Origin of the sequence: Arthrobacter sp. UC242_113 (assembly GCF_044054585.1) — a bacterium.
Lineage (GTDB): Bacteria > Actinomycetota > Actinomycetes > Actinomycetales > Micrococcaceae > Arthrobacter.
Map to the genome: position 1 here is coordinate 119,571 of NZ_CP171968.1, position 20,038 is coordinate 139,608.

Genomic DNA, 20,038 nt, shown 5'->3' on the forward strand with positions numbered 1-20,038 from the left:
CAGGCCCCCATGACGCACCGGCAGATCATGGAGGCACTGACCGGGCTCCTGGCCGCCTTCTTCACCGCGATCCTCAGCAGCACCATCGTGGCCAACGCGCTGCCCACCATCATGTCCGAGCTCAAGGGCACCCAGACGGACTTCGCGTGGGTCATCACCGCCGCGCTGCTGGCCAACGCGGCCACCACCCCCGTCTGGGGCAAGCTCGCCGACCTGTTCGACAAGAAGGTCCTGGTCCAGCTCAGCATTGTGATCTTCGTGGCGGGATCGGTGATGGCAGGCCTGTCCCAGACCATCCCGCTGCTGCTGACCGCCCGCGTTGTCCAGGGCATCGCCATGGGCGGCCTGACCGCGCTGGCCCAGGCAATCATCGGTTCCATGATCCCGCCCCGCGACCGCGGAAAGTACTCCGGCTACATGGGCGCGGTCATGGCCGTCGGCACGGCCGGCGGGCCGCTGCTTGGCGGCTTCATCGTTGACAGCCCGCTGGGCTGGCGCTGGACGTTCTTCGTCTGCGTGCCGCTCGCCGTCGTCGCCCTGATCCTGCTGCAGATCACCCTCAAGATCCAGCACGTCAAGAGGCCCGCCAAGATTGACTGGCTTGGTTCCATCCTCCTGACCAGCGGCGTCAGCCTGCTCCTCATCTGGGTGTCCTTCGCGGGCAACCCCGACTACTACGACTGGTGGTCCTGGCAGTCGGCACTGATGGTGGGTGGCGGCGTCGTGCTGCTGGCGCTGCTCGTTGTAGTTGAATCCAAGGTTGAGCAGCCCATCATCCCGCTGAAGATCATCTCGGAACGCACTACCGCCCTGGCGATCTGGGCCTCCGTGGCCGTGGGCGTGGCGATGTTCGGCTCCTCGACCTTCCTGGGCCAGTATTTCCAGGTGGCACGTGGCGCGACACCCACCGAGGCGGGCCTCCTGACCCTGCCCATGATCGCGGGCAACCTGATCGGCTCCGTGGTTTCGGGGCAGATGATCAGCCGTACCGGCAAATGGAAGCGCTACCTGATCGCGGGTACGGTCCTGCTGATCGGCGGGCTGGGCCTCGCGGGCACCATGGACCACACCACGGAGCTGTGGCAGGCCGGGGTGTTCACGGCGATCCTGGGCCTGGGGCTCGGCATGCTGCTGCAGAACCTCGTCCTGGCCGTACAGAACACGGTCAGCGCCAGCAATATCGGCACAGCCAGCGCTTCTGTGGCGTTCTTCCGCTCGGTAGGCGGTGCAATCGGCGTGTCGGTGCTGGGCGCGATCATGAGCAACAGGGTTAAGGAACTGGCCACCCAGGGCTTGGCCGACGCCGGCATCAAGGCAGGTTCCGGCTCTTCCGGCGCCAGCCTCGACCTGGCCGACATGCCTGCCCCGATCCGGGACATCATGCGGGCGGCCTATGGCGACGCCACTGCAGAGATTTTCCTGATCTCTGCCGTCATCGCGGTTGTTGCCCTGATTGCCGTGCTCCTGATCAAGGAGCAGCCGCTGCGCCGGACCGTTGACATCCGCCCGGAGGCTGCTACTGATCCAGAACCGGAGGCTGGAACGGGTTCCGGGCGGCCCGCCACTGAGTATTCCGACGACGACCTCGAGCGTGAGTTCGCCGAAGTGCTGACCCGCCAGCTGGCTAGCGACGCCCAGTCACCGTCCTACCCCGGCCGGCAGCCGGCGGCCGAACCCGTCCTGCCGATGAACGAACCGCCGGCGCGGGCCCGGACCATGCTGGCTGAGATGCACAACAAGCCTGCGGATGTGGTTCCTCTTCTCCAGGAAACGCAACGGCTCCTCGCGGAACAGCAGGTCCAGCTTGCCGCGGCCCTGAACGCCGTGGCCAGGCAGGCTGAGCAGCAGCGAATCATCGCTCAGGAGCAGGCCCGGGTCGGCGCCGAACTGAAGGCGCTGAGCCGCCGGCTGGCCAAGGAGCGGAAGCTCCAGAGCGCCGCCGCGCACTACATCGCCTCGCACGGCAAGCACCGCGGCGAATAGCGCACGCTCCGACGGAGTTTTTGTCCAGATATTGGCCGCTAAAACCACATTTGGTGCCGATACCTGGACAAAAACGCCGGTTAAGCGGGTGGGGCGTACGACGGCGGAGCTTGGCTTGGGGGCTTAAATGTCCGTACGCGCTGGGGTGCGATGTGCTGAACTGTACGCTCGCGCTGGGGGTGCGGGAGCCGGCGTCGTCCGTTGGGATGATCTTCGGCCGCGACGTTTCGCACGGGCAACAGATTTCGTAGAGTTGGAAGGCTTGGGCTGTCAGACCCGTCTGCTATTACTTCTCTTAACTCATTCGCGCTCTCCCGAAGGATCCGTGAGCATGCTCGTCACCCTCATACGGCGTTACTCCAAACCGTATTTGCCGTACATCCTGGCTGTCATTGCATTCCAGCTGGCATCCACCATCGCCGCGCTCTACCTGCCCAGCCTCAACGCCCAGATCATCGATGAGGGCGTCTCCCGCGGCGACACCGACTTCATCTGGCGGACCGGGGCCGTCATGCTCCTCGTGGCCTTCCTGCAGGTGGGCACCGCCATTGCCGGCGTCTACTTCGGGTCGAAGACCGCAATGGCGATGGGCCGCGATCTTCGCCGCGGGGTCTTCCGCAAGGTGACCAGCTTCTCGGCCAAGGACGTGAACGCGTTTGGCGCGCCCACCCTGATCACCCGCGGGACGAACGATGTCCAGCAGGTCCAGATGCTCGTGCTGATGGGCCTGAACTTCATGGTGTCCACACCGATCATGTGCATCGGCGGCATCATCATGGCCCTGCGCGAGGACATCAACCTGTCCTGGCTGGTCTGGGTCTCGGTCCCCATCCTCATTGTGGTGGTCGGCTACATCGTGGTGCGCCTCATGCCACTGTTCCGCTCCATGCAGACGAAGATCGACCGCATCAACGAGGTCCTGCGCGAACAGATCATCGGCATCCGCGTGGTCCGTGCCTTCGTCCGGGAACCGTATGAGACGGAGCGCTTCGGCCAGGCCAACAGGGAACTGACGGACGTGTCGCTCAAGATCGGTGCACTGTTCGTCCTGATGTTCCCTGCCATCGGCATGATCCTGCACCTGTCCACCGCTGCCGTGCTCTGGTTCGGCGGCCAGCGGGTGGACGCCGGCGACATGCAGGTCGGCTCCCTGACAGCGTTCCTGCAGTACCTGCTCCAGATCCTCATGGCGGTGATGATGGGCACCTTCATGGCCATGATGATTCCGCGCGCGTCCGTCTGCGCAGACCGCATCGGCGAGGTGCTCGACGTCGAACCGTCAATCCACGACCCCCGGCAGCCGGTCACGCCGCGACAGCTGGAGGGCGTGGTGGAGTACCGCAACGTCACCTTCGCCTACCCCGGAGCCGAAGCCCCGGTCCTGAGCAACATCAGCTTCACCGCCCGCCCGGGGGAGACGGTGGCCATCATCGGCTCCACCGGTGCCGGCAAGACCTCCCTGCTGTCGCTGCTGCCGCGCCTCTACGACGTGGCCGACGGCGAGGTGCTCCTCGACGGCGTCCCCGTCGGCCAGCTGGACCGGGCGGAAATCACCAAGCGCGTGGCCCTGGTTCCGCAGCGGCCCTACCTGTTCTCCGGAACCATCGAACACAACCTGCGCTTCGGCAAGCCGGAGGCTACCGACGACGAACTCTGGGATGCGCTGCATGTGGCCCAGGGCGAAGGTTTCGTGAGGGAAAAGAAGAGCGGGCTTGCGTCCCGCATCGCCCAGGGCGGCACTAACGTGTCCGGCGGCCAGCGCCAGCGCCTCTGCATAGCCCGCGCCCTGGTCACCAAGCCCAAGGTGTACCTCTTCGACGACTCGTTCTCAGCGCTGGACGTCGCCACCGACGCCCGGCTGCGTGCCGCGCTCAAGCGCACCACCACCGACGCCACGGTCATCATCGTCGCGCAGCGCATCTCCACCATCACGGAAGCGGACCAGATCCTGGTGCTGGACAACGGCAGGATCGTGGACCGGGGAACGCACGAGGAACTCCTCGAAACGTCGCCCACCTACCAGGAAATTGTTGAGTCCCAGCTGAGCGTGGAGGAGGTGGCATGAGCGCCGACAAGAAGGGCACCAGCCAGGACGCCAGCACCAGCAAGGATGCTGCGAAGCTTCAGAGCCAGGCTGCCACGGAAGCCGCCGTCCTCGAAGACGACGACTTCGTCGAGGAGGAGTACAAGCCGGGCGAGGCAGACGGAGGCATGTTCGGTGCGATGCCGGCCAAGAAGGCCCAGCATTTCTGGCCGTCCGCCAAGCGTCTTATGGGCTTGCTGAAGCCGGAAGCCGGCGGCATCTACGTCGTGGTGGGCATGGTGATCATTTCCGTGATCCTCAATGTCATTGCGCCCAAGGTGCTGGGCCAGGCCATGGACGTGATCTTTGGCGGTGTGGTGGGCAAACAGCTGCCCGCCGGCGTCAGCAAGGACCAGTTCGTCGAGGGCCTGCGCGAACAGGGACAGAACAACTTCGCGGATATGGTCTCCCGGATGGAGCTCGTCCCCGGAATCGGCATCGACTTCCAGAAGCTGACCGTCCTGATTTCGGCCGTGCTGCTGATGTACTTCGTGGCCAACATCTTCCTGTGGCTCCAGGGCTACGTCCTCAACAGGATCGTCATGAAGGTGATCCGGCAGCTGCGCGACGATACGGAAAAGAAGCTCAACCGGCTGCCGCTGAACTACTTCGACACCCGCCAGCGCGGTGACGTGCTCTCCCGGGTGACCAACGACGTCGACAACGTGCAGCAGGCGCTGCAGCAGGCGTTCGCCCAGCTGATCAGCTCAGTGCTGACGGTGGTGGGCATCGTCATTATGATGTTCATCGTCTCCTGGCAGCTGGCCCTGATCGCCCTGATTGCGCTGCCGCTGTCCGGTGCGGCGGCCGGCGTGATCGGCGCGCGCAGCCAGAAGCTGTTCGCAGCGCAGTGGAAGAACACCGGTGAGCTGAACGGCCAGATTGAGGAGTCCTTCTCCGGGCATGACCTGGTGCGCGTCTTTGGCCGCGACGCCGACATGCTGGAACGCTTCGAGGAGCGCAACGAGGCCCTGTACAAGGCCAGCTTCGGCGCGCAGTTCGTGTCCGGCATCATCTTCCCCGTGATGCAGTTCGTCTCCTACCTCAGCTACGTCGGCATCGCCGTTGTGGGCGGCCTGCGGGTTGCCTCGGGCAGCATGAGCCTGGGTGACGCCACGGCCTTCATCCAGTACTCGCGCGAGTTCACCCAGCCGCTGGGCCAGATGGCGGGCATGGCCAACATGCTGCAGTCCGGTGTGGCATCCGCCGAGCGCGTGTTCGAGTTCCTGGATGCGGATGAGCAGGACGCCGAGACCGCTACGCGGCACCTGCCGGCCAAGACCGACGGCCACGTGGAGTTCCAGGACGTCACGTTCAGCTACACGCCGGACAAGCCGCTGATCGAGAACCTGTCCTTCACCGCGGAACCGGGGCACACCGTGGCCATCGTCGGACCCACCGGCGCGGGCAAGACCACCCTGGTGAACCTGGTCATGCGCTTCTACGAGCTCAACTCCGGTTCCATCACGCTCGACGGCGTGGACGTCACCCAGCTGAGCCGGGCCGAACTGCGCTCCAAGGTGGGCATGGTGCTGCAGGACGCCTGGCTGTTCGGCGGATCCATCTACGACAACATCCGGTACGGCAAGCTGGACGCCACCGAGGACCAGGTCATGGCGGCGGCCAAAGCCACGTTCGTGGACCGCTTCGTCCGGGCGCTGCCCGACGGTTACGACACGGTCATCGATGAGGAAGGCAACAACGTCAGCGCCGGTGAAAAGCAGCTCATCACCATCGCCCGCGCCTTCGTGGCCAACCCGTCGCTGCTCATTCTGGACGAGGCCACCAGCTCGGTGGACACCCGCACCGAACTCCTGGTGCAGAAGGCCATGGCAGCCCTGCGCACGGACCGGACCAGCTTCGTCATCGCGCACCGCCTCTCAACGATCCGCGACGCCGACACCATCCTTGTCATGGAGAACGGCAAGATCGTGGAACAGGGCAACCACCAGACCCTCCTCGCCGCCGAGGGCGCCTACTACCGGCTGTACATGTCGCAGTTCGCCGGCGCGGATGCCGAGGAGACGCCGGTGCACGATTCGACGGCGGTGCACAGCTGACCGCCGCGAACCCCGGAGGCGGCCAGCGGGACCCCCGGCGTATTGAGGTGCTCGTGCCCATGCGCTGGGGGGACATGGACGCCTACGGGCACATCAACAACGTGCAGATCGTCCGCATGCTGGAGGAGGCGCGCATCGCCGCCTTCGGCCCGCCTGCCGGTGCCGGCCTGCCCGGGATAGATCCTCACGTGTCGCTGTTCAACGAGGTTCCCAAGGGGACCATGGCGCTCGTGGTGGACCACCGGATCCGCTACGTGAAGACCCTCGAGTACCGGAACGTTCCGGCGGCGGTCCAGGTATGGGTCGGGGCCGTCAAGGGCGCGAGTTTCGACATTCACTACCTTGTGCAGGACCCGGTAACTGGCGACGATTGTGTGAAGGCCTCAAGCCACCTGGCCTTTGTCGATGAAGCCACCGGAAGGGTACTGCGGCTGACTCCGGAGCAGAAGCAGCTGCTGGAGCCCTTCATTGAGCGCAAGGAGCATTGACCGTGAAAACGAAGCGCGCGGGAACGTGGAACGTGGGAATGAAAAAAGGCGCAGGGAAGAAAAAGTCCTGGAAGGAACTCCCGCCGGCGGCCCGCATCGGCACCATCGTGATTGGAGCCGCGCAACTCGCCTTCCTGACCGCGGCCCAGCGCGACCTTTCGCGCCGGCCCGACGAGCAGATCCGCGGCCCCAAGATGTTCTGGCGGCTGGCTACCCTGGTCAACTTCATCGGCCCGGGCTGCTATTTCGCCTTCGGCCGGAAGCGGCTGCCACCTGTTACCGGCAAGTAGCTTTCGGGCCGCCATGGTGCTCGCGTTCAGGTTAACCCTGTAAATTTGAACGCATGACCCCCGCCCCAAAGCCTGCCATGCACCGCGCCCTCGGAATCTCCAAAGAGATCGAAGACGCCGCGTGGTTCGTGCTCGGCGCGGGGCTACAGGGCAGGCCGTCTGCGCTGGACGGCCGCACGCAGACGTGGACGGCGGAGGCCGCTGCGGAACTGCTGGAACGGCTTGAACGGGGAGTCGCGGACGCCAAGGCACCCATGATGACCAACCTGCGGCACAACCTGGCGGACGCGTCCCCTTCGGCGAAGCAGCTGGCCGTGGAGCTCCTCTTCCTGCAGTCCCTGCCGCTGGCGCACGAGGTCAAGTCGCTCAAGGTCAAGCGTGCCCGGGTCGCGGAGGCGGCGTCCTGGCTCGAGCCGCCGCTGCAGCTCCCGGAGGAGCTGTACCAGGGCATGACCGACCACGGCGTCATCCGCGACCGGACTGCCGAGTTCAACTGGACCATCTGGGACCACCTGAAATGGCTCTGCCGGTTTGTGCACCACGTCGACCGGCAGTCCACCGCGGTCATCAACAAGGCGCTGAAGGATCCCCTGGCGTTCCACCTGCTGGCGGCCGGCACTCCTGAGGACCAGCCGGCCATCCGGCGCAGCATCGAATATCTCGCCTGGCCCAGCTACTTCGAGCCGGTGGTGGCCGACATCGAACGCCAGGAGATCAGGGACGCCTTCGCCTCCCTCGTCGGCGGGGCCAAGGGGGACAGCGAGGAAGAAATCACCGCCGACATCCGGCGCATCCGCCTGCACCTGGATGAGCAGGCCGGCCAGCGCATCGACTGGTACGCCCGGCAGCTGGTGAGCCAGTGGCGGAAGGTCGGGGATCCGGGCCGCCGCGCCTGGCTGCTGCGCACCCACCACGACAACGCCGAGCTTCTGGCTGCCTGGCAGGCAGAGGAGAAGGTGACGCTCGACGTCGAACACCTCCGCCTGCTCGACGCCGGCGTTACCGCCGGGCTGGTCCAGCACGCCGTGGACGAGGACTACAAGCACCTCGGCTACGTGGAGCGGGAGGACACCAAAACCGCAGTTTTCGCCTTCCTGACCGTGATGAAGCCGGGCGACTTCGCGCTGTACCAGAACGCCGGAGCCGTGCGGATCGGCGTCGTGCTGGGGGAGCCGGACCACAACGGGGACAACCGGCGGATGCGCCGCAAGGTGCGCTGGTTCGACGAAGCCCACGCCGTGACCGACCTGCCGCGGCACATCCAGCGCCAGCTGGCCACGCCGGGCATCGTTGTCGACGTCACCCGGGTGGTGCAGGCATTGCAGGCGCTGCTGCCCGCGGAGGCGGAAACCGAGCCCGACGCCGATGACTCACCGGCCACCGTTGCCCTCCCCGTGCTGGGCGGCTTCCGTCCGGTGACGCAGGAGTTCGCGGACTCCCTCCACATGGAGGCGGAGCCGCTGCAGGAGATCGCCGATCTGCTGGAGGAGAACCGGCAGCTGGTGCTGTACGGCCCGCCGGGAACCGGCAAGACCTACCTCGCAAAGCACCTCGCCGCCGAACTGGCGCAGGACAGCACCGACGAGCGGGTGAAGCTCGTCCAGTTCCACCCGTCCTACGCCTACGAGGACTTCTTCGAGGGATACCGGCCGGACAAGACCGACGAGGGCCAGGTTTCCTTCAAGCTCGTGGCCGGGCCGCTGCGCCGGCTCGCGGAGGAGGCGGCCAAGCCCGGCAACGAGTCGAAGCCGTACTTCCTGATCATCGACGAGATGAACCGCGCCAACCTGGCCAAGGTGTTCGGCGAGCTGTACTTCCTGCTGGAATACCGTGATGACCGGATCTACCTGCAGTACAGCCCCAACGAGCCGTTCACGCTCCCGGACAACCTGTACATCATCGGCACCATGAACACCGCGGACCGCTCCATCGCCATGATGGACGCCGCCATCCGCCGCCGCTTTGCGTTCATCGAACTGCACCCGCAGACCGAGCCGGTGAAGGGCTCGCTACTGAGGTTCCTGGAGGCCCGGCAGCTGGACACCACGCCGGCGCTGCTGCTTGACGCGCTCAACCAGGCCATCGACGAGTGGGACCGGGACCTCATGATCGGGCCGTCCTACTTCATGAAGAAGGCCGCGCAGACCCCCGCCGGCCTGCGCCGGATCTGGAAGTACGAGCTCATGCCGTTGCTGGAGGAGCACTACCACGGGCAGCTGAACCGGGCCCAGCTGGAAGAGCGCTTCGGGCTGGACCAGCTGCTGGGACGCCTTGCGGCTCGCTAGCCCCCCCGGCTCCGGTGTGACCGCCGGCGCCGCGACGGCGACGGCGGCTTCCGCGCCGTCCGGAACTCGCGGCAGCACCGCCCGCGGCTCCGCCCAGGCACTGCGGCATATCGTTCTGGACGAACTCTCCGGCGGCACCGTAGAGAAGCTCGACGCCGAAAGCGCCGCCTTCCTGAACTCCAGCGGCCTGGCCAGGGCGACGCCGATGGGCATGGGGCTGTTCCGGATCGAGCCTGTCGGCATGGTCGGGTCGGTGCGCACTCCGCGGGTGCAGCTCGACGTGCGGCCGAAGGACCGGCTCGGGCTGAGCCGGCTGCTGTTTCTGCTGAGCTACGCCGGGGACCAGGGCTTCCGCGACGACACCGTGGCCGCGGACGAGGATGCCGAGCTGTGGAGTGCCCTGGCGGCGTCCCTGGTGCAGCTCGCCGAACGTGCACTGCAGCGAGGCGTCCTGCAGGGGTACGTCACCGTCGATGAGTCGCTCCGCACCGTCAAGGGCCGAATCCGCATCTCGGACCAGATATCCCGCCGGCCGGGGATGCTGGTGCCGCTGGAAGTGTCCTACGACGAGTTCACCGAGGACATCCCGGAGAACCGCATCCTGCGTGCCGCGCTCGAGCGCATGTCCCGTGTCCCGGGCGTTCGTCCGGAGGTGCTGGGCCGCCTGCGGCAGCTGAAGGGAAAGTTCGACGGCGTCACGCGCCTCCACGCGGGCGCTCCGCTTCCGCCGTGGCGGGCCAGCCGGATGAACCTCCGCTATCACGCGGCGCTGAGGCTTTCCGAGGTGATCCTCCGCAACGCTTCCGCGGAGGCGGGGGAGGGCAAGCAGCAGACGGCGTCCTTCGTCGTCGACATGGGCAAGGTCTTCGAGGATTTCGTCGGCGCTGCGCTGCGCCGGGCCATGGCGGCCTTTCCCGGGGAGATGAGGCTGCAGTACAACGCGCTGCTGAATGAGGCGGTCCGGGACTCTGACCGGCTGACGGTGCGGCCGGATGCCGTGCACCTGCTGGGCGGCCGGCCGGTGGTGGTGTACGACGCCCAGTACCGTGCGGGCACCGACCAGGGCGCGTCGCTTTCGGCGGACCATTTCCAGATGCTGGCCTACTGCACGGCCTTGCGGGTGCCCACGGCCTGGCTGGTCTACGCGGGAGCGGGCGAGGTGAAGCTGAGGCGGATCCTCAATACCGACATCGACATCGTCGAGTTTCCGCTGGATCTTTCCCGGCCGCCGTCGGAGATCCTGGCAGCGGTCGCTGACCTTGCCGAGCAGTCTTGGGGTGAAGTGGTGCGGCAGGCGGGTCTCAGCCGCTAGTCCTGGGGATGCTGGTTCCGGGGCCCGGGCTCGGATCGGGCCCAGGCTGCTACGCGATAATCGCACTGATCTGTATGTACAATATCCCAAGACAGACAGGTCTGTCTTGCATTGTGGGATAGACTGTTCCTAATGGCAGAGGTACCCAGCTCCGAGCCGTGGAGCGCCGGGAAAATTCCTTCCGGAGGGCTTCAGACTGGACCGCAGCCGGCCGCCACGCCGAGTGTCCCGCTCACATCGGGAGGCCGGACGTATGGCGAGGAGATTGCGGCGTCCGGTGCTTCCAGAATGCATGAACGGATCGTCAGTGCGGCCTACGACCTCTTCGCCCGCCGTGGCGTCCGGGACGTGGGCATCAACGAACTCATCAGCAGCTCCGGCGTAGCAAAGGCCACCTTCTACCGCCACTTCGCATCCAAGGACGAGCTCGTGCTGGCGTTTCTCGAGAAACGCGACCAGGTGTGGACAGTTAACGCTATCGTTGGGCAGGCTCGGCGCAGGGCGGACACCCCCGAACAACAGCTGCTGGCGATCTTCGATGTCTTCTCCGACTGGTTCCACCGCACCGATTTCGAAGCCTGTTCCTTTATCAACGTGCTGCTGGAGATGGGCGCCTCGCATCCGCTGGGACGTGCCAGCATCGACTACCTCGCCAAAATCCGCGGTCACGTGAAGCAGCTCGCGGACGAGGCCGGGCTGCAGCGGACCGACGACTTCTCTCGGTCCTGGCACATCCTCATGAAGGGTTCGATCATCTCCGCGGCGGAGGGCGACCTCGACGCGGCCCGGCGCGCCCGCCGGCTGGCCGGCTGGCTCATCGAGGATCACCGGGCATAGACGGGCGGCTCAGTTCTGCACCGGGACCGCAAACGTGAACGTGGTGCCCTTCCCCACTTCACTGCGCAGAGAGACCCTGCCCCCGTGGGCTTCCACGATGGCCTTGCTGATGGACAGCCCCAGCCCGACGCCGGGAATCGCCGAATTGCGGACGGCTGCGGACCGAAAGAACTTGGCGAAGACCTCCTCTTGGTCCTGCTGGCTCATCCCCATGCCTGTGTCGCTCACACTGCACGTAATATGGCCGTCCTCGGAGCGCAGCGACACCACGACGTCGCCGCCGTCGGGAGAGTATTTGATGGCGTTCGATACGAGGTTATCCAGCACCTGCGAGATGCGGGCGGCATCGATGTGGGCCTCCAGCCTCTCAGGGGCGTCGGCGCGCAGCTGGATGCCGGATTCCGCGGCGCGCGGCAGGGCGGCAGTGACGCTGGTGCGCACCAGCTCGGCCACATTTACGGCCTTCGGGGTGACGAGCAGTTGGCCGTTGCGGCTGGAGAGCAGGTCCGAGACCAGCGTGAGCAACCGCTCCGAGTTCCGCCGGATGATTTCCAGGGGGCCGCGCTGGGAGTCCGTGAGGTCGTCGTCGTCGTCCAACAGAAGCTCCACGTAGCCAAGAATCGAGGTGAGCGGCGTCCGGAATTCGTGGGAGACGTTGGAGACGAAATCGTCCTTGGCAGCGAGGGCATTCACCAGTTCGGTGACGTCGCTGAACACAATGACGGAGCCGGCGAAGCTCCCATCCTGGTCCTGCATGGGCCTCGCGCTGGTTGAAACGGCGCGCTGTTCGGCGCCCGCTCCGAGCCACACGAGGTAGTCGGTAAATTCCTCGCCGAGAATCGCGCGCCGAACGGGCCGGCGGTCGACGGGGACCAGGGTGGTCCGGTCGGAGGAGAACACCAACAGTTGGGATTCGTTGGGATCGTCGATGGTAGGCGGCGAAGCCAGCTGGTGATGCTTGCGCTGCTTGCGGTTCATCAGGATGTCATTGCCCTGCGCATCGACGGCGAGGACGCCCAAATGCACCGTGTCCAGAACCGTATTTAGTAGCCGCTCCTGGCGCTTGCTTCCGGTCAGCACACCGCGGAGCTGAGAGTCCTTTTCTTCCAGGTCGCGCTGCTGCTCCTCCAGGTCCCGCTGCTGCCGGACCATGCTGAGGGTCATGACGGACACGGTCACGCCGATGCCCAGCATCATCACCGGCAGCAGGAAGGAGCGCGCGAGGTCCTGGCCGGAGGTGGCGCCGTGGAGAAACTGCGGGACCCAAATGATGCCCAACGGACCGAAAAAGGATATGGCCACAGCGGCTTTGGGGAACAGTCCGGAGGCACACAGCCAGATGACCGGAAAAACGGCCATGAGGCTGAGTCCCGTCAGGCTATCCTGGCCGCCTTCCCTGCCCAGGGAGATCGACACCAGGTCCAAGAGAGGTATCGCCAAGAAAGACGGATACGGCAGCCGGTGCCAAGGTACGGCGTGGCAGAGTATCAGTATTACTGCCTGTGACAGCAGAAAACTGATGAAAAGGGGATTGCGCAGCGTTTCAGGGAAGAACGCCAGAATAAGAAAAGCTGTGATTCCTGCCGTGACGGAAAGCGGCATCTGGCTCAGTAGCACCCTCCCCCGCAGGGAATACTCGTGGAAGGGCCTGCGGAAGAGCGAGATACGGCCGGAGGGATCCTTCCAGGCGATACTGCTCATGGGCGCGGGTCCATTCGGACGGGGCGTGAGAAACGCATAGGAGCAGGATATCCGCCGGGAGCTATACTGCAGACGGGATGTAGCGGGCTGAGGGGGCTGCGATGGGTGATACACGTGTAGGACTGGTCATCGAGGATGACCATGACATTCGCGAATTGGTACGCGTTGTTCTGACGCAGGCCGGTTTTGACGTGCGCGCCGCAAGCAGCGGAGCCGAGGGGGTACTTGCCGCCAAGGAACTGGACCCGGCGGTCATCACGCTCGACCTCGGGCTGCCGGACATCGACGGCTTCGAAGTCGCCCGGCAGATCCGCCAGTTCTCCGACGCTTACATCGTTATGCTTACAGCCCGCGCAGAAGAGCTGGACACCCTGATCGGCCTTGAGTCGGGCGCGGACGACTACCTGACCAAGCCGTTCCGTCCGCGCGAGCTGCGTGCCCGCGTCGCTGCCATGATGCGGCGTCCGCGTTCGACGCCGGACCTCACCGAAGAGGCGGGCTCACCTTCCGCCGCCGCGAACGAGGGGCGGAAGTACGCCCACAACGGACTGGACCTGAGCTATGATTCCCGGACCGTTTCAGTCGACGGCCAGGAGTTGAGCCTGACCCGCACCGAGTTCGACCTGCTGCATGCCCTGCTCGAGGCGGGCCGCATGGTCCGTACCAAAGCGGATCTGGTGCGCCGCCTGCGGGACGAACCGTACGACGTCGGAAGTTACATCAGCGAAGCGGACGAGCGGTCCGTTGAGGTGCACATGGGCAACCTGCGGAAGAAGCTGGGCGATTCGGCGCAGAATCCGCGCTGGCTGCAGACCGTGCGCGGCGTGGGCTACCGGCTGGCTCCGGCCGAGAGCTGAGCTCGCTTAATTTTGGTCAGCCTGTCGCGAGGAACAGCTCCAGCTGTTTCTCGACGGCGGACATGTCCCTGAGTTCGCACTCCCAGACGGTGAGAACCTCCCAGCCGTCGTTTTCGAGTTGACGGCGCTGGCTGGCGTCGCGGTCCCGCGTGCGGGTGCGTTTGGTTTCCCAAAATTCGGCGTTGGCCTTGGGAGCGTGCTGGCCCACTTTGCAGTCGTGGAAGTGCCAGAAGCAGCCGTTGACGAAGATGACCTTGCGCCGGCCGGCGAAGACGAGATCCGGATTGCCGGGCAGTTTGATCCCGCGCGAGGCCCCGTGCAGGCGGTACCGGTAGCCCTTGGCGTGCAGGAGGCTGCGCACCAGCAGCTCGGGCTTTGTGTTCTTGCCCCGGATCCGGGACATGTTCCAGCTGCGCTGCTCAGGGCTCAGCCGGTCCGCCATAATTCCAGTCTAGGCCGGCGGCCCCGCTAGAAATCGCGCTCCGGCTGCTCGCCAAACTTGAAATGCCGGCCGCTTACGGAGCCGGGATCGATCTCGACGTAGAAGTCCTTCAACGTGGGTACCCAGGATGCGAGCCCCAACTCTTCGGCCTCGGCAATCTCGGCTGACTTGCTCAGGACACGGGCCGTGCCGCGGAGCACCACGGACCACGCCTGGCCCGACATGATGCCGTCCGTCTCGAACAGGACCCTGTCATTGATGGTCACCTGGGCGAGCTTGTTGCCCGGCGCTGTCCGGAAGTACAGCTTCCGCCGGCTGGTCACGTAATTGACGGGGAAGATATCCGGCTCGCCCGCCACGGTGACCACCAGGCGGCCGTGCCTGGTGCCCTCCAGAAGCTGCCAGCACTGCTCTTCATCGAGGACCAGGATGGGATCGCCGTCCGTGTGGTTGAACATCATGCACTCCATTCTTCTACGGCATGTAGAAAAACGATAGGGGTATGGGCGGATTTTCCCAGTAACAGCAGTAGTGCGTTACGGCTGATCTGGACCCGGAAGGCCTGTGGATAACTTTGAGCCGAAAAGTGTGACCTCAGTTACCCTTTAATCATTGTTCGGACACAGATGTCTTGAAACCTATCCGGGGGGATTAGCGCATGACTTCTCGTACCTGCATTTCTGGGCGCCTCCGTTTGCCTCTAGTCTCCGCCCTCGCGGTGTCCGTCATTGCGCTCAGCGGCTGCAGCGGCGGTGGGGACCCCCAGGCTGGTCCTACCGCTACGGCCGTGGCGTCCCCAGCCCAGTCGGCTTCTGCCACACCTAGTGCCACTCCCACGCCCAAACCCACGCCGATGTACAAGCCTGCCGACGCCAAGGGGAGAGCGCAGAACGTCCCCGTGCCAGTCAAGCCAGCCTTGGCGGACAAGAATACGAAAGAGGGGCTGGAGGCGTTTGCAAAGTATTGGTTTCAGGCCCTCTCCTACGCTTATGAGACTGGCAATACCAAGTTGATGGAGGCGGGAAGCGGTCCCAACTGCCGTTTTTGCAATGGGCTCCGGGACAACATCAAGAACGCCTGGCAAGGTAAACAATGGATCGTCGGTGGGAAAGTACAGACTCCGTCGGTGAGTGCCCTATACAAAAAAGGGGCAACGTCGCAGCAGGCGACTGTTCAAGTCATTCAACAGGAAATCACCATCTACAAAGCCGATGGGACGCCCTTCCCCGACGTGACCAAGCAAACGAATACCGGTTCGCAGGCGGTGGTTAGCTTCGATTCGTCGGGTTGGACCGTGATAGACCTCGGTCTAATTCGCTGATCATGAGGCGCGTGAGGCGGAACTGTCCGGCCATGTCGTTGTTACTCGTGGCTCTGACCATTCACGCGGGCGTAGCTTACGCTCACGGAACTCCGATTGTCGGTTTTGAAGACACCGGCATCGACGTCAACGCGACCAACTGGGTCCGCGACGAGAATACGGGGGAGATGGTTCCCGCTCCGCCGGGCCACGTCAGTGAAGACCCGAACCAATACAACGCTTTTCCGCAGTGCCAGGTGGATGACGGTAACCTAGCTATCGATTGCTTGGCGAAGCAGCGGGTTTGTCCACCGAGAGCCGACGGCAAGCCCGGCGTTCCGGTGATCTGGAAGGTAGCACCTAGGTCGGTAGAGAATCCTACTTGGACGGATTGGCAAGGAAATGGCGGCGGCCCCACGTGCCTCTACGACAGGAGTCCGGAAGACCTTCTGCCCCGAATCGCAGCTCGCATCCAGAGAGAATTCGATAGGCTACCCGTCATCCCGGGAACGTTGACCGCGCAGCCCAGCCCGCATACTCTTCGTGGCGCCGAGACCAACTTCTACGCCCAAGCCACAGAGCAGCCATTCGACATCACCATCCTGGCCCAAAAAATTCACATCACCGCCAAGCCTGTCCAGTACCGCTGGGATTACGGCGACGGGTCATCGCTCGGCCCCACCACCACCATGGGCGGCCCGCTCCCGCAGGACCGCTGGGGAGAGAAGACCCGGACCAGCCACGCCTACGCAGCGACCGGCGACTTCAACGTCGTCCTCACCACCTACTTTCAAGGAACCTACTCCGTAAACGGCGGGCCGGATCTTCCCATCCCCAATCAGGGCCAGTTCAGCTCCCCAGCACAGACGGTCAGCGTTTGGCGCTCGGTAACACGCAATTACGCGGACGACTGTCTGACCAATCCGCGGGGAGAGGGCTGCCCGGGGGCTGGATGAAGGGCCGCTGACAGAATTTTTCCCGACCCCTCCTCAAAGCCGTCATTCTAGCCACCCGTACCACTCGGGCGAGAGCGTCAGCGCCAGAACTCGGTGAGCTGTTCGGCAAGGGCTCTGCCTTGGTCGTAGCCAGCTCGAGCAGCGGGCGGACGCAACGACAGATTCATCGCATTGGCGCCGAACATGTGCTCGGAGTTGCTGTCCGGGAAGATCGTTTCGACTCTGCTTGCGCCTGCGCGTAGTTCGTCGACCTGTGTCGAGAGATGCATGCCCCAGTCCATCGGTGTGCGTGATCTGCCACCGAATGGCGAGAGCACCAGCACTCGCGCATATTCGGCTGCCAGATCGGCATTGTCGGCGTTGGATCGGTAGCCGCCGTCGATGTATCGGCCGTCGCCGATCCTGTAGGCGAAGCCACTTGCACAGCTTGCGGCGATGGCGTCCACCAAGTCGACCCCGCTGTGGCGGTCGAACACGACAGGTTCACCGGTTAGGGCATCCACGGCCGTGATGAGCATTCGCCGTTGCGGCCAAAGCTGACTGGGAAGCCGAGCAGCGACGGTAGCGCGCCATCGTGTTTGCCCAGAACCGTCCGACGCCGCGTCCAGGTCGAGTGCCGCCGCGCCCATTCTGCGGCGCATGTCGGCCGCGTCCTCAGCGGCCGCGATGATTGCGCTCGTTCTTTCCATGTGGTCGGTCATCGGCCTGGCCGGAACGCGTCCACCGTCGGATCCGACCGGACTGCTCCGTTGCAAGGGTGCCGCAGAAAGGGTCGCGGCAAGCAGCTCGATAGGGGTCGCGCCAGATATCTGGGCTGCGGCCGTCGATCCGGCCGACGTCCCGATGACCAGATCAGCGTCGGTCACGTCCAGCCCGGACTCGAACAGGCCAGCAATGACGCCAATCAACCACGCGTTGCCCGTGGACCCGCCGCCACCAAGGACCAAAGCTCGCTCGCCGGCGGCGTGCATTCGCTTTGTGGCATCGACTTGCGGCTGATCCTGGCCCGAGCTCGGCCTGTCGGAGGCGGCCGCCGAGGTGGAGTGCAGAGTTGAAGAAGGTGTTGTGTTCATGGGAGTCGCCTTTCGGGAATTGCCTGTTAAGGCGCTCCCGGAAGGCGACTAGCTCAGTCGCGCGATCGTGGACTGCAGGGGAGCGCCCGTTGCGGATACTACGTTCATGGGTCTCACCTCCTGCCGATAGATCACGATCACGGGAATAATCGCACACCAGCGTCGTGGTGCGCAATGGGCATAAGCCAGCTGCCGCAACGCTGTCGAAGGCGCCACCGCCCGCACTTGGGCTGGTGAACTCCGTCACACCCGGAATAGTTGCACACGCTAGGCAGTTACGCCTGGTGAACCTGATGCATTCTGAAAGGAACTCCGCATGTTGTTTTCCCCGCTGACTCTCGGCGAGCTCGAACTTCCCAACCGCCTCGTCATGGCACCGCTGACCCGTGTCCGGGCCGGCCAGGAGGGCGTCCCCGGCCCGCTTGTGGTGGAGCACTACCGCCAGCGTGCGTCGCTCGGCCTGATCGTCAGTGAGGGAATCTACCCCAGCCCGGCCGGCCGCTCCTACCCGGGTCAGCCTGGGCTGGTAACCCCCGAGCAGATCGCCGGCTGGAAGAAGGTCACCGACGCAGTCCACGCCGAGGGCGGCCGGATTTTCGCCCAGGTCATGCACGGTGGACGCGTCTCGCACGAGGACATCAACGGCGGCCACCGCGTCGTGGCCCCCAGCGCCATCGCCGTCGAAGGTGAGACGCGGACCTACAACGGCAAGCAGCCGCACCCGGTGCCGCACGAGCTCTCCACCGACGAGCTGCCCATCGTCCGCGAGGAAATCGTCACCGCGTCGCGCAACGCGATTGAGGCAGGGTTCGACGGCGTTGAGCTGCACTCCGCCAACGGTTACCTTCTCCACGAGTTCCTGGCGCCGAACACCAACGTCCGCACCGACAGCTACGGCGGCTCGCCGGAGAACCGCGCGCGCTTCGTCGTCGAGACCGTGAACGCCGTCGTGGAGGCGCTGGGTGCCAACCGCGTCGGCATCCGGATCTCGCCCGAACACAACGTCCAGGGCATCGAAGAGACCGATGCCGCCGACGTCCGGGCAACCTATGAAGTGCTGGTCAACTCCATCGCCCCGCTGGACCTGGCCTACCTGAGCATCCTGCACGCCGACCCCACCGGCGACCTGGTCCAGGACCTGCGGTCACGCTTCAACGGCACGTTCCTGGTCAACACCGGCTTCGGCGTCATCACCACCCGCGAGGAAGCACTGTCTCTGGTCGCCGAGGGCCACGCGGACGCCGTCGTGGTGGGCCGGCCCGCCATCGCCAACCCGGACCTTGCCCGCCGCTGGCGCGAGGGCCTGCCGCTGAACGAGCCGGACCAGTCCACGTTCTACGGCGAGGGCGCCAAGGGCTACACCGACTACCCGGTGTACCAGCCGGCCTAGCCCCGGCACCGCTCCGCCCGAGCCTCGCTAGTAACCACTGGAACCGCCCGTTCGCCGGGCGGTTCCAGTGGTTTAACCGCGGCGGAAGGGTCTTTCGCGGGACTAGCGTGCGGTCATCCCTGAGGCGTCCCTATAGGATCTGATCATGCAAAAAGCGTCCAACGGCACCCGCGCCGGGAACCGGCCCGATGATCCGGCCGGGCGCAAGGCAGGCAGGACCGTCAGCCGTCAGGTCCTGGCTGACCACGTCTACGAGGAGCTGCTGGCCTCGCTCATGGACGGCAGGCTGGAACCCGGTGCCGCCGTCAGCATCGATGGAACTGCCCGCGAATTGGACGTTTCCCCGACCCCAGTCCGCGAGGCGCTGGCTCGCCTGGAACACACCGGAATGGTCCGCAGGGTGGCGCTGAAGGGTTACCGGGTGGCGCCGGTGTTCACCCGCGAGGACTTCGCCGATCTCATGGAGGCCCGCCTCGCGATCGAGCCGGTCAACGCCCGCCTGGCCTGCGCGCGCCTGAACCCGCACCGCCTCGCCGAGCTTGAGCAGACAGTCGCTGATCTCAAGTCCGCGCCACGTGGGCCGTCCTTCGCCGAGTACAAGGACTACCTGGAGGCGGATGAGCGCTTCCACCAGCTGATTGCCCAGCAGACTGACAATCAGTTCCTCCTGGGCGCGTACGCCGCACTCGGCGGCCAGGTCCAGCGCTTCCGGCTTTTCGGGGGAGTGGGGATTACTGACGCCGAGAATGCGATCGCCGAGCACGAGTCCGTCCTGGACGCGCTGTCCAGCGGCGATCCTGAGAAGGCTGGAGCCGCCATGGCAGCCCACATTGAGAAGGTCCGAGAACGCGCCATGGCGGACGCCCCGGAAGAGTAGCCCGGCGCAGCAGCGCCGCCTTGTGCGGAGTCGCCACCCCTCGCTGGCACCACCCGCCCCCAAAGCAGGTAGCAGCAGAGGGCGTTCTCAGCGCTGGGAACGCC

At 65.1% G+C, this 20,038-nt stretch carries 17 protein-coding genes; 13 read left to right on the forward strand and 4 right to left on the reverse strand.

All coding sequences use genetic code 11. The annotated features are described in order from the left end of the window. Positions 1–9: 9 nt before the first annotated feature. The 8 genes from ACHMXB_RS00545 to ACHMXB_RS00580 all read left to right on the forward strand — a co-directional run bounded on the left by ACHMXB_RS00545 (position 10) and on the right by ACHMXB_RS00580 (position 11,338). Positions 10–1,983 (forward strand): MFS transporter, encoded by a 1,974-nt coding sequence (locus ACHMXB_RS00545; RefSeq protein WP_395405041.1) that lies wholly within the window; start codon positions 10–12, stop codon positions 1,981–1,983. 331 nt (positions 1,984–2,314) lie between these two features. After that, complete coding sequence (locus ACHMXB_RS00550) at positions 2,315–4,048, forward strand: ABC transporter ATP-binding protein (RefSeq protein WP_395405043.1); 1,734 nt, start codon at positions 2,315–2,317, stop codon at positions 4,046–4,048. Then, on the forward strand, positions 4,045–6,126 hold the full coding sequence (locus ACHMXB_RS00555) for an ABC transporter ATP-binding protein (RefSeq protein ID WP_395401825.1): 2,082 nt from the start codon (positions 4,045–4,047) through the stop codon (positions 6,124–6,126). The genes ACHMXB_RS00550 and ACHMXB_RS00555 overlap by 4 nt, the downstream gene beginning before the upstream one ends. A 59-nt stretch (positions 6,127–6,185) precedes the next feature. Then, the gene (locus ACHMXB_RS00560; protein ID WP_102973233.1) at positions 6,186–6,614 is read left to right on the forward strand and encodes a thioesterase family protein; all 429 of its coding nucleotides are present in this window, start codon (positions 6,186–6,188) and stop codon (positions 6,612–6,614) included. Between the two features lie 2 nt (positions 6,615–6,616). Beyond that, entirely contained in the window at positions 6,617–6,904 is a 288-nt protein-coding gene (locus ACHMXB_RS00565; RefSeq protein ID WP_395401828.1) for a hypothetical protein, read from the forward strand. A gap of 53 nt (positions 6,905–6,957) precedes the next feature. Then, the gene (locus ACHMXB_RS00570; RefSeq protein WP_395401830.1) at positions 6,958–9,189 is read left to right on the forward strand and encodes an McrB family protein; all 2,232 of its coding nucleotides are present in this window, start codon (positions 6,958–6,960) and stop codon (positions 9,187–9,189) included. A gap of 115 nt (positions 9,190–9,304) precedes the next feature. Continuing rightward, positions 9,305–10,501 (forward strand): restriction endonuclease, encoded by a 1,197-nt coding sequence (locus tag ACHMXB_RS00575; RefSeq protein ID WP_395405045.1) that lies wholly within the window; start codon positions 9,305–9,307, stop codon positions 10,499–10,501. A 288-nt stretch (positions 10,502–10,789) separates the two neighbouring features. Then, positions 10,790–11,338, forward strand: coding sequence for a TetR/AcrR family transcriptional regulator (locus ACHMXB_RS00580; protein ID WP_395405047.1), 549 nt, complete (start codon positions 10,790–10,792; stop codon positions 11,336–11,338). A 9-nt stretch (positions 11,339–11,347) separates the two neighbouring features. On the opposite strand, the gene ACHMXB_RS00585 is transcribed toward ACHMXB_RS00580, so the two are convergent. Continuing rightward, positions 11,348–13,039, reverse strand: a complete 1,692-nt coding sequence (locus tag ACHMXB_RS00585; RefSeq protein ID WP_395401832.1) for a sensor histidine kinase — start codon at positions 13,037–13,039, stop codon at positions 11,348–11,350. A 101-nt stretch (positions 13,040–13,140) separates the two neighbouring features. On the opposite strand from ACHMXB_RS00585, the gene ACHMXB_RS00590 reads away from it, so the two are divergent. Continuing rightward, positions 13,141–13,896 carry a response regulator transcription factor gene (locus tag ACHMXB_RS00590; RefSeq protein ID WP_395401834.1) on the forward strand — a complete coding sequence of 252 codons (756 nt, stop codon included), beginning with the start codon at positions 13,141–13,143 and terminating at the stop codon, positions 13,894–13,896. Positions 13,897–13,912: 16 nt separating this feature from the next. On the opposite strand, the gene ACHMXB_RS00595 is transcribed toward ACHMXB_RS00590, so the two are convergent. Next, positions 13,913–14,338: a very short patch repair endonuclease gene (locus tag ACHMXB_RS00595; protein ID WP_395401836.1), complete on the reverse strand. Its 426-nt coding sequence runs from the start codon at positions 14,336–14,338 to the stop codon at positions 13,913–13,915. Between the two features lie 26 nt (positions 14,339–14,364). Beyond that, on the reverse strand, positions 14,365–14,799 hold the full coding sequence (locus tag ACHMXB_RS00600) for a pyridoxamine 5'-phosphate oxidase family protein (protein WP_395401838.1): 435 nt from the start codon (positions 14,797–14,799) through the stop codon (positions 14,365–14,367). Positions 14,800–15,191: 392 nt separating this feature from the next. Here ACHMXB_RS00600 and ACHMXB_RS00605 point away from each other — a divergent pair, with 392 nt between their 5' ends. Then, positions 15,192–15,659: a DUF6318 family protein gene (locus ACHMXB_RS00605; RefSeq protein WP_395401840.1), complete on the forward strand. Its 468-nt coding sequence runs from the start codon at positions 15,192–15,194 to the stop codon at positions 15,657–15,659. A gap of 491 nt (positions 15,660–16,150) precedes the next feature. Further along, entirely contained in the window at positions 16,151–16,594 is a 444-nt protein-coding gene (locus ACHMXB_RS00610; RefSeq protein WP_395401842.1) for a PKD domain-containing protein, read from the forward strand. Positions 16,595–16,671: 77 nt separating this feature from the next. Here the strand turns inward: ACHMXB_RS00610 and ACHMXB_RS00615 are convergent, their stop codons facing one another. Beyond that, on the reverse strand, positions 16,672–17,667 hold the full coding sequence (locus ACHMXB_RS00615; RefSeq protein WP_395401844.1) for a patatin-like phospholipase family protein: 996 nt from the start codon (positions 17,665–17,667) through the stop codon (positions 16,672–16,674). Positions 17,668–17,983: 316 nt separating this feature from the next. Here ACHMXB_RS00615 and ACHMXB_RS00620 point away from each other — a divergent pair, with 316 nt between their 5' ends. After that, the gene (locus ACHMXB_RS00620; RefSeq protein WP_395401846.1) at positions 17,984–19,057 is read left to right on the forward strand and encodes an alkene reductase; all 1,074 of its coding nucleotides are present in this window, start codon (positions 17,984–17,986) and stop codon (positions 19,055–19,057) included. Positions 19,058–19,202: 145 nt separating this feature from the next. Then, positions 19,203–19,934, forward strand: a complete 732-nt coding sequence (locus ACHMXB_RS00625; RefSeq protein WP_395401848.1) for a GntR family transcriptional regulator — start codon at positions 19,203–19,205, stop codon at positions 19,932–19,934. Positions 19,935–20,038 lie beyond the last annotated feature (104 nt).